This is a genomic window from Roseateles puraquae, from assembly GCF_002205845.1.
GTDB classification, from domain to species: Bacteria; Pseudomonadota; Gammaproteobacteria; order Burkholderiales; family Burkholderiaceae_C; genus Pelomonas; species Pelomonas puraquae.
Genome location: NZ_NISI01000016.1, coordinates 82885 through 95583, shown reverse-complemented (window position 1 = coordinate 95583; position 12699 = coordinate 82885). Strand labels below are relative to the sequence as shown.

Annotated in this window: 19 protein-coding genes; 14 read left to right on the top strand and 5 right to left on the bottom strand. The window is 68.6% G+C overall.

Annotated features, from left to right (window positions below; all coding sequences use genetic code 11):
• Nucleotides 1-17: 17 nt before the first annotated feature.
• The 4 genes from CDO81_RS24810 to CDO81_RS24795 are packed head-to-tail and all read right to left on the bottom strand — an operon-like array spanning nucleotide 18 to nucleotide 2672.
• Nucleotides 18-980: a GGDEF domain-containing response regulator gene (locus CDO81_RS24810; RefSeq protein WP_088485937.1), complete on the bottom strand. Its 963-nt coding sequence runs from the start codon at nucleotides 978-980 to the stop codon at nucleotides 18-20.
• Nucleotides 977-1342 (bottom strand): cupin domain-containing protein, encoded by a 366-nt coding sequence (locus CDO81_RS24805; protein ID WP_088485936.1) that lies wholly within the window; start codon nucleotides 1340-1342, stop codon nucleotides 977-979. Before CDO81_RS24805 ends, CDO81_RS24810 begins: the two co-directional genes overlap by 4 nt.
• Nucleotides 1339-1782, bottom strand: a complete 444-nt coding sequence (gene dtd / locus CDO81_RS24800) for a D-aminoacyl-tRNA deacylase (RefSeq protein WP_088485935.1) — start codon at nucleotides 1780-1782, stop codon at nucleotides 1339-1341. Before dtd ends, CDO81_RS24805 begins: the two co-directional genes overlap by 4 nt.
• Entirely contained in the window at nucleotides 1779-2672 is an 894-nt protein-coding gene (locus CDO81_RS24795; protein WP_088485934.1) for a cation diffusion facilitator family transporter, read from the bottom strand. The genes dtd and CDO81_RS24795 overlap by 4 nt, the downstream gene beginning before the upstream one ends.
• A 55-nt stretch (nucleotides 2673-2727) precedes the next feature.
• Here CDO81_RS24795 and argB point away from each other — a divergent pair, with 55 nt between their 5' ends.
• The 12 genes from argB (at nucleotide 2728) to tatC (ending at nucleotide 9942) form a co-directional block, all read left to right on the top strand.
• The gene (argB, locus tag CDO81_RS24790) at nucleotides 2728-3633 is read left to right on the top strand and encodes an acetylglutamate kinase (RefSeq protein ID WP_088485933.1); all 906 of its coding nucleotides are present in this window, start codon (nucleotides 2728-2730) and stop codon (nucleotides 3631-3633) included.
• 8 nt (nucleotides 3634-3641) lie between these two features.
• The gene (locus tag CDO81_RS24785; protein ID WP_338139990.1) at nucleotides 3642-4322 is read left to right on the top strand and encodes a pyrimidine 5'-nucleotidase; all 681 of its coding nucleotides are present in this window, start codon (nucleotides 3642-3644) and stop codon (nucleotides 4320-4322) included.
• 91 nt (nucleotides 4323-4413) lie between these two features.
• The gene (locus tag CDO81_RS24780; protein ID WP_088485932.1) at nucleotides 4414-5097 is read left to right on the top strand and encodes a response regulator; all 684 of its coding nucleotides are present in this window, start codon (nucleotides 4414-4416) and stop codon (nucleotides 5095-5097) included.
• A gap of 67 nt (nucleotides 5098-5164) precedes the next feature.
• Nucleotides 5165-5809: a nucleoid occlusion factor SlmA gene (slmA, locus tag CDO81_RS24775; protein ID WP_088485931.1), complete on the top strand. Its 645-nt coding sequence runs from the start codon at nucleotides 5165-5167 to the stop codon at nucleotides 5807-5809.
• A gap of 13 nt (nucleotides 5810-5822) precedes the next feature.
• Complete coding sequence (locus CDO81_RS24770; protein ID WP_088485930.1) at nucleotides 5823-6686, top strand: ATP-binding protein; 864 nt, start codon at nucleotides 5823-5825, stop codon at nucleotides 6684-6686.
• Nucleotides 6683-7108 (top strand): NUDIX domain-containing protein, encoded by a 426-nt coding sequence (locus tag CDO81_RS24765; protein ID WP_088485929.1) that lies wholly within the window; start codon nucleotides 6683-6685, stop codon nucleotides 7106-7108. The genes CDO81_RS24770 and CDO81_RS24765 overlap by 4 nt, the downstream gene beginning before the upstream one ends.
• A 4-nt stretch (nucleotides 7109-7112) precedes the next feature.
• Nucleotides 7113-7508 (top strand): phosphoribosyl-AMP cyclohydrolase, encoded by a 396-nt coding sequence (gene hisI / locus CDO81_RS24760; RefSeq protein WP_088485928.1) that lies wholly within the window; start codon nucleotides 7113-7115, stop codon nucleotides 7506-7508.
• Nucleotides 7501-7827 carry a phosphoribosyl-ATP diphosphatase gene (locus CDO81_RS24755; protein ID WP_088485927.1) on the top strand — a complete coding sequence of 109 codons (327 nt, stop codon included), beginning with the start codon at nucleotides 7501-7503 and terminating at the stop codon, nucleotides 7825-7827. The genes hisI and CDO81_RS24755 overlap by 8 nt, the downstream gene beginning before the upstream one ends.
• The gene (locus tag CDO81_RS24750) at nucleotides 7824-8171 is read left to right on the top strand and encodes a histidine triad nucleotide-binding protein (RefSeq protein WP_088485926.1); all 348 of its coding nucleotides are present in this window, start codon (nucleotides 7824-7826) and stop codon (nucleotides 8169-8171) included. The genes CDO81_RS24755 and CDO81_RS24750 overlap by 4 nt, the downstream gene beginning before the upstream one ends.
• A gap of 105 nt (nucleotides 8172-8276) precedes the next feature.
• Nucleotides 8277-8516: a Sec-independent protein translocase subunit TatA gene (tatA, locus tag CDO81_RS24745; protein ID WP_088485925.1), complete on the top strand. Its 240-nt coding sequence runs from the start codon at nucleotides 8277-8279 to the stop codon at nucleotides 8514-8516.
• Nucleotides 8517-8987 (top strand): Sec-independent protein translocase protein TatB, encoded by a 471-nt coding sequence (tatB, locus tag CDO81_RS24740; RefSeq protein ID WP_088485924.1) that lies wholly within the window; start codon nucleotides 8517-8519, stop codon nucleotides 8985-8987.
• 157 nt (nucleotides 8988-9144) lie between these two features.
• A complete protein-coding gene (gene tatC, locus CDO81_RS24735) occupies nucleotides 9145-9942 on the top strand; it encodes a twin-arginine translocase subunit TatC (RefSeq protein ID WP_088485923.1) in 798 nt (265 codons plus the stop codon).
• On the opposite strand, the gene CDO81_RS24730 is transcribed toward tatC, so the two are convergent.
• Nucleotides 9930-11108: a trypsin-like peptidase domain-containing protein gene (locus CDO81_RS24730; RefSeq protein ID WP_088485922.1), complete on the bottom strand. Its 1179-nt coding sequence runs from the start codon at nucleotides 11106-11108 to the stop codon at nucleotides 9930-9932. The two genes, tatC and CDO81_RS24730, sit on opposite strands and share 13 nt — an antisense overlap.
• A gap of 20 nt (nucleotides 11109-11128) precedes the next feature.
• Between CDO81_RS24730 and CDO81_RS24725 the strand changes: the two genes are divergently transcribed.
• Nucleotides 11129-11875, top strand: coding sequence for a Nif3-like dinuclear metal center hexameric protein (locus CDO81_RS24725; protein ID WP_088485921.1), 747 nt, complete (start codon nucleotides 11129-11131; stop codon nucleotides 11873-11875).
• Nucleotides 11876-12213: 338 nt separating this feature from the next.
• On the top strand, nucleotides 12214-12693 hold the full coding sequence (locus CDO81_RS24720; RefSeq protein WP_158218421.1) for a hypothetical protein: 480 nt from the start codon (nucleotides 12214-12216) through the stop codon (nucleotides 12691-12693).
• Nucleotides 12694-12699: the final 6 nt, after the last annotated feature.

Genomic DNA, 12699 nt, shown 5'->3' with positions numbered 1-12699 from the left:
CCGCCTCAGCCTCGTCTTCAGGCGCCGATGAAGCAGTTCCGGCCGCGGGCCTTGGCGGCGTAGAGCGCCTCGTCGGCCTCCCGCAGCAGGTCGTCGGCGCTGCGCTCGTCGCCGGGCTCGCACAGGGCGAAGCCGCCAGACAGGGTCACGTGAGGTGCCGTGGGTGAGTCCGGGTGCGGGAGGGCGGTGCTGGCAAACACCCGTGAGATCGCGTTGGCCAGCGTGCGTGCCCCTGAACGCGGCGTGTCAGGCAGCACCAGGGCGAACTCCTCGCCGCCATAGCGCGCCACGGCGTCCAGCGGGCGTCGTGCCAGCTGGCGCAACATATGGCCAATGGTTCTGAGGCAGTCGTCGCCGGCCTGATGGCCGAGCGCATCGTTGTACTGCTTGAAATGATCCACGTCACACAGCATGACCGTCAGCGGCTTGCCCGCCGACCGGCACAGGGCCATGGCCTCCTGCAGCTGATGGTTGAAGCCGCGGCGGTTGAGCAAGCCGGTGAGCGCGTCGTGTGATGCCTGCTGGCGCAATTCGGCATTGGCGCGCTGCAGTTCCAGCGTCAGCGCCTGCAGGCGCTGCTGCATCACGCCCAGGCGCTGCATGGAGTAGAGCTTGGCCTCCAGCACCAGCGGATGAACCGGCTTGGTCAGGTAGTCGTCGCCGCCGGCCGCGATGCCGTCCGCCACGTTCGTCGCCTCGGTCAGCGATGACAGGAAGATGATTGGTGTCCAGCCGCCCAGCCGCGCCTCCAGCGCCCGCAGCTGCCGGGCGAGCCAGTAGCCGTCCTGGTCGGGCATGACGATGTCGCTGAGCACCAGATGAGGCCGGTGGCGTTCAAACAGCTCCAGCGCCCAGGCGGCGCCCGAGGCTTCGATGACCTGGTGGCCCAGGCGGTCCAGGTGGTAGGCCAGGCTGCCGCGTACGCTCTCGTCGTCGTCCACCACCAGGATGCGCAGGGGTTGTGCCATCGGGTCGGTCATGTTGCGCTCGTCACATCCACCAGCACGAAGTGCTTGCGCACGGGCATCACCACTTCGAACTCGCCCTCGAAGCCCGGCGGGATGACGCCGCCCTGGCCGGGGCCGATGTCCAGCGTCCCGTCGGGCCCGTGCAGGCGCACATGGCCTTCGAGCACATGGAAGTACTCCTGCCGGCCGGGCGGGAAGACGATGCGCCAGCGGCCGACCTCGCAGGCCCAGATGCCGGCGCTCATGGGGCCGCACGCGTGCAGCGTCCAGGTCTGGCGGTGCGGGGCACCCTGCACGCGGCGGTCCTCGCGGGGCTGGTCGTGGACCGGCGCGAGGCCGTCGGTCGAGTCGATGAGCACGAGGCGGGACGTCATGCGGCCATCCGCATCGGGATCGTCACCGGGCCGTCGTTGACGAGGTGCACCTGCATGTCGGCGCCGAATTCGCCACTGGCCACCACCGGGTGGTCGCGGCGCGCGATGGCCAGGGTGTGCTCGTACAGCCGCCGACCGAGTTCAGCCGGGGCGGCGCCTGAGAAGCTCGGCCGGTTGCCGCCGGCCGTGTCGGCCGCCAGCGTGAACTGGCTGACGATCAGCAGCCCGCCGCCCACGTCCTGCAGGCTGCGGTTCATCTTGCCGGCCTCGTCGCTGAAGACGCGCAGCTTCAGCACCTTGGCGATGAGCTTCTCGGCAATCGCTTCGGTGTCGGTGGGCTCGGCGCAGACCAGCATCAGGAAGCCGGCGTCGATCTGGCCGATGACTTGGCCAGCCACTTCCACGCGGGCTTCCCGCACTCGTTGCAACAACGCGATCACATCAGGTCCTTGGGGTCGTCAAAGTGGGCTTCCACGTTCATCGGCAGCATCTGGATGCTGGCGCGCAGGCCGGGCAGGGCGCGCATGAGGGCTTGCTCCACCTCATTGCGCAGGGCGGCGGCGCGGGTCAGCGTCCAGTGGGCTGGCATGTGCATGTGCAGGTCGATGAAGCGACGCTGGCCCGCCACGCGGCTCACGATGTGGTCAAAGCGCACGTCTTCGGGGTGACGGTAGCTGTCGAGCACGGCCTTGACCTGGGCCTGGGACTCCGCGTCCAGCGCTTCGTCCATGAGCCCGCGGGTGGATTCGCGCATCAGGTGCACGCCTTCGCGCAGGATGTTCAGCGCCACGCCGATGGCCAGCAGCGGGTCCAGCCACTGCCAGCCGGTGGCCATCACGCCGAGCAGACCCGCCACGACGCCCGCCGACGTCCAGACGTCAGTGAAGAGGTGCCGCGCGTCGCCCTCCAGTGCGATGGAGCGCACCTCGCGTGCCTTGCGCAGCATGGCCCAGGCCAGCACGCCGTTCAGGGCGGAGCTGACCACCGCGAGCGCCACGCCGATGCCCACGTCATGCAGCGGCTCGGGCTGGCGCCAGCGGTCGACTGCGCCCCAGAGGATGCCGAGGGCGGCCGCGATGATGAGGATGCCCTCGAAGCCGCTGGAGAAGTACTCGGCCTTGTGGTGGCCGTAAGGGTGCTCGGCATCCGGCGGCTGGGCGGCCCAGGTGATCATCCCCAGCGCGAACATCGCGCCGGCCAGGTTGACGAGGGATTCCAGTGCATCCGCGGCCAGGCTCACCGAACCCGTCCACCACCAGGCGAGGGACTTCAGCACGATGGTGACCACCGCGGCGGCCACGGAGAGTTTCAAGTACGCGCGGGCTTGCATGCCGCCATTGTCGCCAGCCTTCCTAGAATGCCGGCCATTCTCCGGAGCCTGACGCATGACCGCCACCACCACGACCGACGTTTCCCACATCGCCCCGCGCGAGAAGGCCGAGATCCTGTCCCAGGCCTTGCCCTACATCCGCAAGTTCCACGGCAAGACCATCGTCATCAAGTACGGCGGCAACGCGATGACCGATCCGGTGCTGCAGCAGGACTTCGCCGAAGACGTGGTGCTGCTCAAGCTCGTGGGCCTGAATCCGGTGGTGGTGCACGGCGGCGGCCCGCAGATCGAGGACGCGCTGAACAAGCTCGGCAAGAAGGGCCACTTCATCCAGGGCATGCGCGTGACCGACGAAGAGACCATGAGCGTCGTCGAATGGGTGCTGGCGGGTGAGGTGCAGCAGGACATCGTCGGCCTCATCAACGCCGCCGGCGGCAAGGCCGTAGGCTTGACGGGGCGTGACGGCGGCATGATCCGCGCCAAGAAGCTGCGCATGCTCGACAAGGACGACCCGGCCAAGGAACACGACATCGGCCAGGTTGGCGACATCGTCTCCATCGACCCCTCGGTGGTGAAGGCGCTGCAGGACGACCAGTTCATCCCGGTCGTCAGCCCCATCGGCTTCGGCGAGAAGAACGAGAGCTACAACATCAACGCCGACGTGGTGGCGGCCAAGCTGGCCACCGTGCTGCAGGCCGAGAAGTTGCTGATGCTGACCAACATCCGCGGCGTGCTCGACAAGGCGGGCGAACTGCTGACCGAACTCACGCCCCGCCGCATCGACGAGCTGGTGGCCGACGGCACCATCAGCGGCGGCATGATCCCCAAGATCGCAGGCGCCATCGACGCAGCCAAGAGCGGCGTCAACGCCGTGCACATCATCGACGGCCGGGTGCCGCACGCGATGCTGCTCGAAGTGCTGACCGACCAGGCCTACGGCACCATGATCTCGTCACGGTGATCGCCCCCGTGAACCCCCGCGACCGGGTCTGGCTGTTCGACCTCGACGACACCCTGCACAACGCCTCGCATCGCGCCTTCCGCGAGCTGAATGCGTCGATGACGGCCTACATCGAGACCCACCTCGGCCTGCCGACCGAGGAGGCCGTGGCCTTGCGCAACCGCTATTGGCTGCGCTACGGCGCCACGCTCACCGGGCTGCAGCGGCACCACGGTGTGAAGTCTGCGCATTTCCTGGACGAAACCCACCGCCTGCCCGGGCTGGAAGCGCATCTGCACGGCCACGCCCACGACCTGGCGGCGCTGCGCCGCCTGCCGGGGCGCAAGTTCCTGATGACCAATGCGCCGGTGGCCTATGCCGAGCGCGTGCTGGCCGCCATCGGGCTGCAGGGTGTGTTCGAGCGGCTGATCTGCATCGAGGACATGCATTGCTTCGGCCAGTCCCGGCCCAAGCCGGATGCGCGCATGTTTCGCATGGTGTTGGCGCGCCTGAAGCTGAACCCGGCCCGCTGCGTGCTGGTCGAAGACACCCTGGAGCACCAGAAGACCGCGCACGGCCTCGGCATGGACACCGTCTGGATGCAGCGCTGGTTGCGCCAGGCGCGCCGCGCGCGTCTGAACCGGCGGCCGGTCTACGTGGGGCGCCGGGTGCGTTCGCTGGCGGCTTTGGTGAGGTCCCCCCACTTCTGAAGGAAGACCGGCGTGACCGAGGCGGTATCCTCAGCCGACAATCCGTGCCTGGCGCCGATCGGTGGCGCCGTCTTTTGAGCCCAGAGAGCCAATGACCCCGTTTTCGGTCCTCATCGTCGAAGACCAAGCCCGCTTCCGGGAGGCCTTCACGCACGCGCTTGGCAGCGTTCCCGACATCGAACTGCTCGGCATCGCGCCCGACCTGCCCCAGGGCCGCCGCATGTTCGACCAGCTCCAGCCGGATGTGCTGCTCGTTGACCTGGACCTGCCGGGGGGCAGCGGCATCGAGCTGATCCGGCATGCGGCGCAGACGCGGCCGCAGTGCGAGGTCATGGTGATCTCGGTCTTCGGTGACGAGCAGCATGTGGTGGCCAGCATCGAGGCCGGCGCCACTGGCTATCTGCTCAAGGACAGTCTGGCCCTGGACCTTCCCGGCCAGTTGCGCTCGTTGCGGGCGGGTGGCAGCCCGATCAGCCCGGTCATTGCGCGCCGGCTGCTGGTGCGCCTGGCCCCGGGTTCCCAGCCCAGTGGCCCCTCGCCCGAAGCCATGGCCGCGGCCATGGCCGACGAGGAGGTGGTGGCCCTGTCGGAGCAGGAGTCGCGCGTGCTGCACCTGGCTGCAAAGGGCTTCACCTTTGACGAGATCGCGCAGTTCATGCAGGTCTCGCCCCACACCGTGATGACCTACGTGAAACGGGTCTATCGCAAGCTGCATGTGCGCTCCAAGGTGGAAGCCATCTACGAGGCCCGCCGCCTGGGCTGGCTGAGGGACTAGGGCCTTCGCGGCCCCTTGCCTGGGTGCCAGCAGGCCCTGGTCATCGCGGTCGACTAGCATCGCAGGCATGGACGCCGACCTGCCCGCTGCCGATCCCGCTGCTCCCAACCCGGCGCCTGGCGCGCCGCGCAAGCGCCTGAAACCCGGCGAGCGGCGCACCCAGATCCTGCAGGTGCTGGCCGGCATGCTGGAGCAACCGGGCGCCGAGCGCATCACGACCGCAGCCCTGGCCGCCAGGCTCGACGTCAGCGAAGCCGCGCTTTACCGGCACTTCGCCAGCAAGGCGCAGATGTTCGAAGCGCTGATCGAGTTCATCGAGGCCAGCGTGTTCGGCTTGGTCAACCAGATCGTCGACAACCCGCATCCGCTGCCGCCACCGGGCAAGGCGGCGCGCATCGCCAGTGTGGTGCTGCAGTTCGGCGAGAAGAACCCCGGCCTCACGCGCGTGATGGTGGGCGATGCGCTGGTCTACGAGAACGAGCGGCTCACGGCCCGCATCAACCAGTTCTTCGACCGCATCGAGTCGTCGTTGCGTCAGGTGCTGCGCGCGGCGGCCGAGGCGCAAGGATCGGCCACGCCCACGGTGCAGGCCAATGCGCAGGCCTCGGTGTGGGTGAGCTTCATCATCGGCCGGCTGCAGCGCTATGCCCGCTCGGGCTTCAAGCGGCTGCCCACCGAGCAGCTGGAGCCCTCGTTGCGCAGCATCGGGTAACTACACTGGCGGCATGTCTGCCGCGCTTGAATCCCTGATCACCCGTGCCGAGGGCCTGCTGAGCCGGCTGGAGGCCGTGCTGCCCCATGCCGCGACGCCGCCCGACTGGGCCGCCTCGACCGCCTTCCGTGCCCGCCGCCGCCATGGCGCGCTGTGCCTGGAGCCGGTGCGCGCGGTCAGTCGCATCACGCTGGCTGACCTGCAAGAGGTCGATGCGCAGAAGGAAAGGCTGCTGCGCAACACCGCGCAGTTCGTCGCCGGTCGCCCGGCCAACAACGTGCTGCTGACCGGCGCCAAGGGCACCGGCAAGAGTTCGCTGATCAAGGCGGTGCTCAACGAGTTCTCGGGTCAGGGGCTGCGGCTGATCGAGGTCGACAAGGCCGACCTCGTGGACCTGCCGGACCTGGTGGAGCAGGTGCAGGCCCGCCCGGAGCGCTTCGTGGTTTTCTGCGACGACTTGAGCTTCGACGAAGGCGAGGCCAGTTACAAGGCGCTCAAGAGCGTGCTCGACGGGTCGGTCGCGGCAGCCACCGACAACGTGCTGATCTACGCCACCAGCAACCGCCGCCATCTGCTGCCCGAGAAGATGGTCGATAACCTCGGCGGCACCCACGGCGAGCATGGCGAGATCCACCCGGGCGAGGCGGTCGAGGAGAAGATTTCCCTGTCCGAGCGCTTCGGCCTGTGGATCAGCTTCTACCCCTTCAGCCAGAACGAATACCTGGCCATCGTGGCGCAGTGGCTGCGCCACTTCGGGCTGGATGAAGCGGCCATCGAGGCCGCACGCCAGCCGGCACTCATCTGGGCGCTGGAACGCGGCTCGCGCTCGGGCCGCGTGGCCTTCCAGTTCGCACGCGACCTGGCGGGGCGGGCATGAGTGACCGGCCCATCACGGAAGTTGCCGTCGGCGTGCTGGTGCGGCCGGATGGCCAGTTCCTGCTGACCTCCCGGCCCGAGGGCAAGGTCTACGCCGGCTACTGGGAGTTCCCGGGCGGCAAGGTCGAGCCGGGCGAGACCGTCGAGCAGGCCCTGGCCCGCGAACTGCGGGAAGAGCTCGGCATCCAGATCGGCGCGGCCCATCCCTGGAAGGTCGAGATGTTCGACTACCCCCACGCGCTGGTGCGGCTGAACTTCTGCAAGGTGTTCGACTGGACGGGCGAGTTCCAGATGCTCGAAGGCCAGCAGATGGCCTGGGCCGACCTGCCGGTGCAGGTCAAGCCCGTGCTGCCCGGCACCTTTCCCGTGCTGGACTGGTTTGCCCAGGAACGCGGCCATGCCGGCCCCACTCACCTAGACTGACGCCATGAGCAGTGCTTGGTTGGATGAAGTGAAATGGGACGAGCGCGGCCTGGTGCCCGTCATCGCCCAGGAAGAGGGCACGGGCGACGTGCTGATGTTCGCGTGGATGAACCGCGAGGCGCTGGCGCTCACCGCCGAGCGCGGCCAGGCGGTGTACTGGAGCCGTTCGCGCAACAAGCTCTGGCACAAGGGCGAGGAGAGCGGCCACTTCCAGCAGGTGCACGCCATCCGCATGGACTGCGACAACGATGTGCTGCTGCTGACCATCACCCAGCTCGGGCACGATCCCGGCATCGCCTGCCACACCGGCCGGCACAGCTGCTTCTTCCAGAAGCTCGAGAACGGTATCTGGCACACCACCACCCCGGTGCTGAAAGACCCGCACAAGATCTATGAGTGACGACATCCTCGCGCGCATCGGCGCGGTCATCGAGTCCCGCAAGGGCGCAGACCCCGGCACCAGCTATGTGGCCAAGCTCTTCGACAAGGGCCTGGACGCCATCCTGAAGAAGGTCGGCGAGGAAGCCACCGAGACGGTCATGGCGGCCAAGGACGGCGACCCGAAGAAGGTCGTCTACGAGGTGGCCGACCTGTGGTTCCACAGCATGGTGGCCCTCGCTCATTTCGGCCTGAAGCCCGAGGACGTGCTGGCTGAGCTGGCCCGGCGCGAGGGGCTGTCGGGCCTCACCGAGTTCGCCCAACGAGGACCGCAAGCATGAGCACCGACCCGAACTGCATCTTCTGCAAGATCGTCGCCGGCCAGATTCCGAGCAAGAAGGTCTACGAGGACGAGGAGGTCCTGGCCTTCCACGACATCCATCCGTGGGCGCCCGTCCACGTCCTCATCATCCCCAAGCGCCATATCGCCTCCATGGCGGACGTGACCGAGGCCGAGGCAGGCCTGCTGGGCAAGATGACCACCCTGGGGCCCCGGCTGATGAAGGAGCTCGGGGTGACGGGAGGCTTTCGCCACGTCATCAACACCGGGGCGGACGGCGGGCAGGAGGTCTACCACCTGCATCTGCATGTGATGGGCGGCCCGCGCCCCTGGTTGAAAGGCTGAGGGCCAGCCCCACCTGGGTGAATTCCTGATTAACCCTTCCGGCGCGCGGGTGTCCCCTTCGCGCCCTCCCCTAGAATTTGAGCCAGTCCTCAAGGAGCAAGCATCATGGGTGGTTTGAGCATTTGGCACTGGCTGATCGTGCTGGTCGTCGTCATCGCCGTTTTCGGCACCAAGAAGCTGCGCAATGTCGGCTCTGACCTGGGCGCGGCCGTCAAGGGCTTCAAGGACGGCATGAAGGACGGCTCCGCCGATCCGCAGGCCCCCGCGGCACCGGCCCAGCAAGTGGCCAACAGCAAGGTCAACGACCCCAACACGGTCGACGTCGACGCCAAGACCAAGTCCTAAGTGCTCGACTTCGGCTTCGACAAGCTCGCGCTGATCGGCGCGGTGGCGCTGGTCGTCATCGGGCCGGAGAAACTGCCGCGCGTGGCCCGCACGGTCGGCGCGCTGCTGGGCAAGGCCCAGCGCTATGTGGCCGACGTCAAGGCCGAGGTGAACCGCTCCATCGAACTGGAAGAACTCCAGAAGATGAAGTCGCAGTTCGAGACCGCCGCGCGGGACGTTGAACAGAGCGTGCGCCAGGAGGTCGATACCGCCAGCCAGGCGCTCAACCAGACCTGGAGCGACGTCACCAGCGACTCCGCCTACGAAGGCGGCGGCTACACGCCGCCGCCGCCCAGCTACCGGCACCCCAAGAAGAACTGGCGCCTGAAGCGGGGCGCCACGCCGCTGTGGTTCAAGCAAAAGGCCGGCGTGCGCCGTCACACCCAGTCCGGCGCGGCCCGCGTGGCGCGCTTTCGCCCGCCCCAACGTTGATGCCCCCCGCCCAAGGTACTCCTTGGCCGGCCCCCCGAGTGGGCGGCGAGGCTTGCCGGCTCGACCGGCAAGCCGATCGCCATGACGGGCCGGCTTGGGAGCGGCCCGGCGCTCGACCCGACAATACCCGCTCGTGCCGGTAGCCTGAAGAAACGACATGAGCTCCTTCCAGAACCCTGACCACGACGAGCTGGCCGGCACCGAGCAGCCCTTTGTCGCTCACCTCATCGAGCTGCGTGACCGCATCATCCGTGCGGCCTACGGCCTGATCGCGGCCACGGTGCTGCTGGCCATCTGGCCGGGGCCGAGCCGGCTGATCGACATCATCGCCGCGCCGATCCGGGCCCACATGCCGGCCGACGCCAAGCTGATCGCGGTCGGCGTGTTCTCGCCCTTCTTCATCCCGCTGAAGGTGCTGCTGATGGCGGCGGTGCTGCTCGCGCTGCCCTGGCTCATCTACCAGGCCTGGGCTTTCATCGCGCCGGGCCTGTACAGCCACGAGAAGCGTTTTGCACTGCCGCTCATCACCTTCGGCAGCCTGCTGGCCTATGGCGGTATCGCCTTCGTGCAGCTGTTCGTGCTGGACCGCATGTTCGGCTTCATCCAGGCCTTCACGCCCGCGTCGGTGGCGGCCACGCCCGACATCGCGTCCTATGTGGAAGCCATCCTGGGCCTGTACATCGCCTTTGGCATGGCCTTCCAGGTGCCCATCGTGGTGGTGCTGGCGGTGCGTGTGGGGCTGGTGACGGTGGAGCAGCTGGTGTCCTTCCGCGGCTATTTCATCGTGGTGGCCTTCATCATCGCGGCCGTGATCACGCCGCCGGACGCGATCTCGCAGCTGGCTCTGGCCGTGCCGATGTGCCTGCTCTACGAAGCTGGCATCTGGGTGGCCAAGATCTTCCTGAAGAAGCGCACCGACGACGAGGGCGCCAGCCCGCCCGGTCAGTCGTCCTGAGTGCGCGGCGGCGTGGGCCGCTGCCCGACGGCAATCTGGAAACTCAGCGTCTTGCCGGCGCGTTGAACGGCCACCTCCGCCTCGCTGCGGGGCTTGAGCGCCGCGACCGTGGCCAGCAGCTCGGCCGGTGAATGCACCGGATGCGCGCCAATGCGGGTCAGCAGGTCACCCGGCTTCAGGCCGGCCTTGGCGGCAGGCGCTTCCGCCACGACCGCCGCAATCAGCACGCCCTTGGCATCGCCGCCCAGCTTCAGGGCCTCGGCGAGCTCGGGCGTGAGCTCACGGGTCTCCACGCCGATCCAGCCGCGTGCCACCACGCCATCACGGAGCAGGGCGCTCGCTACCTGGCGGGCCATGTCCACCGGGATCGCAAAGCCGATGCCCAGGCTGCCTCCGCTGCGCGAGAAGATGGCCGTGTTGATGCCCACCAGCCGGCCATCGGCATCCACCAGGGCGCCGCCCGAATTGCCGGGGTTGATGGCCGCATCGGTCTGGATGAAGTTCACGAAGTTGTTGATGCCGAGCTGGCTGCGGTCCAGCGCCGACACGATGCCCGACGTCACCGTCTGCCCCACGTTGAATGGATTGCCGATGGCCAGCACCGCGTCGCCCACCTGCAGGCTGGCGGCATCGCCGAGGGCAATCACCGGGAGGTCGGGCAGATCAATGCGCAGCACCGCCATGTCGGTCTCGGGGTCGGTGCCGATGAGCTGGGCCTGGGCCTGACGGCCGTCAGCCAGCATGACTTCGATGTCCGACGCGCCCTCGACCACATGGTTGTTGGTCAGCAGCACCCCGTCGGCCGAGATGATCACGCCCGATCCCAGGCCGCGCTGGGGGCCGCTGCGGGGCTGGCGCGGGCCGAAGGGGAAGCCGAAGAAGCGCTCATGCGCCTGGTCGGCACGCGATGGCGCCTTGCTGGCGGTGATGCTGACCACGGCCGGTGCCGCCAGGCGGGCCGCCTGCGAGAAGCCGGCGCGCAGCACCGAGGCCGGTGGCGACGGGGGCAGGGCGATCTGCTGCGCGGTGCGGGCCGTGACGGCGGGCGAGGGCTGCCGCCAAGGCGTCTGCTGTAGCCACTGGGGCTTGAGCGTCTGGACGACGAAAAGCCCGGCGAGAGCGACCGTGACCGCCTGCGCGAAAATCAGCCAGAGCCTCTTCAACACCCGAACATCCTCTTCAAGCCATGACCGATCGCGCCGCGCTGGAACAGCACCTGAACCGGCTGCTCGAACCCTCACGCTTCAAGGATTATGGGCCGAACGGTCTGCAGGTCGAGGGGCGCGCCACGGTCAGCCATCTCGTCTGCGGGGTGACCGCCAGCCTGGCCTTGATCGATGCCGCCATCGCGGCGGGTGCCGATGCCATCCTGGTGCACCACGGCCTGTTCTGGCGGGGGCAGGACGGCCGCGTCACCGGCTGGATGAAGCAGCGCCTGGCCCGCCTGATCCAGCACGACATCAACCTCTTCGCCTACCACCTGCCGCTGGATGCCCATCCGGCGCTCGGCAACAACGCGCAGCTCGGCGCGCGCCTGGGCTGGGTGGCCGACGGCCGCTTTGGCGAGCAGGACCTGGGCTTCACCGGCGCCTTGCCGGCCACGGACCTCGCCACGCTGACCGAGCAGGTGCAGACCGCGCTCGGCCGTGCGGTCACGGCGGTGCCCGGTGACGGCCGACCGCTGCGGCGCGTGGCCTGGTGCAGCGGTGGCGCGCAGGGCTACTTCGAGGCCGCCATCGCCGCGGGAGCCGATGTCTTCCTGACGGGCGAGATCTCCGAACCCCAGGCCCACTACGCCCGCGAGACCGGGGTGGCCTTCATCGCCGCTGGCCACCATGCCACCGAGCGCTACGGCGTGCAGGGCGTGGGCGCTCAGGTCGCGCAGGACCTGGGCTTGCGCTGGCAGTTCATCGATATCGACAACCCGGCTTGACCGGCGATCGGCACGAGGCAGCGCTTCACGCCGCCTAACCTCGGCTTCACTTTCCAGCACACCCGGCGCCCTAGCATCGGGCGCATGCGCTGTACCCGCCGTTGTCCTCCCCGTTTGCGGGTCTGCCAGAGTCATTTCACTTCAGCCGGCACGCGGGTCGATCGGGCCGCAGCTTGACCCGGCCTGGCAGCCAGGGCCCCGGTTGGGCGGGCGGCGCGCCACGGCGGCGACAGGTGGCCTGCTGTGCCGTCATCGCCGGCCATGCGGCGCTGTTGTTGCTGGCATGGCAGTCTCGGCGGCTGCCAGCGGGGGCTGCGCCGCCCCGACCCTCACTCGTGGTGCAACTGCTGCCGTCGCTGCTGGAACGGCGCCGACTGCCGGAAGTCGCGCGGGTCCGCGCCCCGGCCGCGCTCCCACAACTGCCCAACGTGCCATTGCCGGCGCTGCCCACGCTGCCTTCGGAGCCGACCCTGCCGGTGGCAGGAGGCGATGCGGTCGCGACCGGCAGCCCCGCCTCCTTGGGCGCCGCCGCGGCCGGTTCAGCAGCCTCAGGCCCGCGGGCACTCGACCTGCGGCCGAGCATCGCGGTGCTGCGAGGCGCCCTCGTCAACCCGGCAACCGTCGACCCACGCAGCAACAGCCCCAAGCCCACCTTCGAGGAGCGTGTGGCGATGGGGCTGGACCCGACGCTGTGCGTGAAGCTTGAGCGCGACCCCGACGGCACGGTGCGCCGGCGCATGGGCAAGCTGGGCCGTGCGCAGTCGCTGCTGCAGTCCACGCATGGCGTGGGCGCCCAGGGCCTGCTGGTCTGTGAATGACGGGCG

Excerpts from the sequence above, each read along its gene's own strand:
- CDO81_RS24765 (WP_088485929.1), top strand. The coding sequence starts at position 6,683 with ATGAGTGACCGGCCCATCACGGAAGTTGCCGTCGGCGTGCTGGTGCGG.
- CDO81_RS24810 (WP_088485937.1), bottom strand. The coding sequence starts at position 980 with ATGACCGACCCGATGGCACAACCCCTGCGCATCCTGGTGGTGGACGAC.
- CDO81_RS24755 (WP_088485927.1), top strand. The coding sequence starts at position 7,501 with ATGAGTGACGACATCCTCGCGCGCATCGGCGCGGTCATCGAGTCCCGC.
- CDO81_RS24780 (WP_088485932.1), top strand. The coding sequence starts at position 4,414 with ATGACCCCGTTTTCGGTCCTCATCGTCGAAGACCAAGCCCGCTTCCGG.
- CDO81_RS24750 (WP_088485926.1), top strand. The coding sequence starts at position 7,824 with ATGAGCACCGACCCGAACTGCATCTTCTGCAAGATCGTCGCCGGCCAG.
- tatC (WP_088485923.1), top strand. The coding sequence starts at position 9,145 with ATGAGCTCCTTCCAGAACCCTGACCACGACGAGCTGGCCGGCACCGAG.
- CDO81_RS24805 (WP_088485936.1), bottom strand. The coding sequence starts at position 1,342 with ATGACGTCCCGCCTCGTGCTCATCGACTCGACCGACGGCCTCGCGCCG.
- tatA (WP_088485925.1), top strand. The coding sequence starts at position 8,277 with ATGGGTGGTTTGAGCATTTGGCACTGGCTGATCGTGCTGGTCGTCGTC.
- CDO81_RS24770 (WP_088485930.1), top strand. The coding sequence starts at position 5,823 with ATGTCTGCCGCGCTTGAATCCCTGATCACCCGTGCCGAGGGCCTGCTG.
- CDO81_RS24795 (WP_088485934.1), bottom strand. The coding sequence starts at position 2,672 with ATGCAAGCCCGCGCGTACTTGAAACTCTCCGTGGCCGCCGCGGTGGTC.
- argB (WP_088485933.1), top strand. The coding sequence starts at position 2,728 with ATGACCGCCACCACCACGACCGACGTTTCCCACATCGCCCCGCGCGAG.
- slmA (WP_088485931.1), top strand. The coding sequence starts at position 5,165 with ATGGACGCCGACCTGCCCGCTGCCGATCCCGCTGCTCCCAACCCGGCG.
- hisI (WP_088485928.1), top strand. The coding sequence starts at position 7,113 with ATGAGCAGTGCTTGGTTGGATGAAGTGAAATGGGACGAGCGCGGCCTG.
- CDO81_RS24725 (WP_088485921.1), top strand. The coding sequence starts at position 11,129 with ATGACCGATCGCGCCGCGCTGGAACAGCACCTGAACCGGCTGCTCGAA.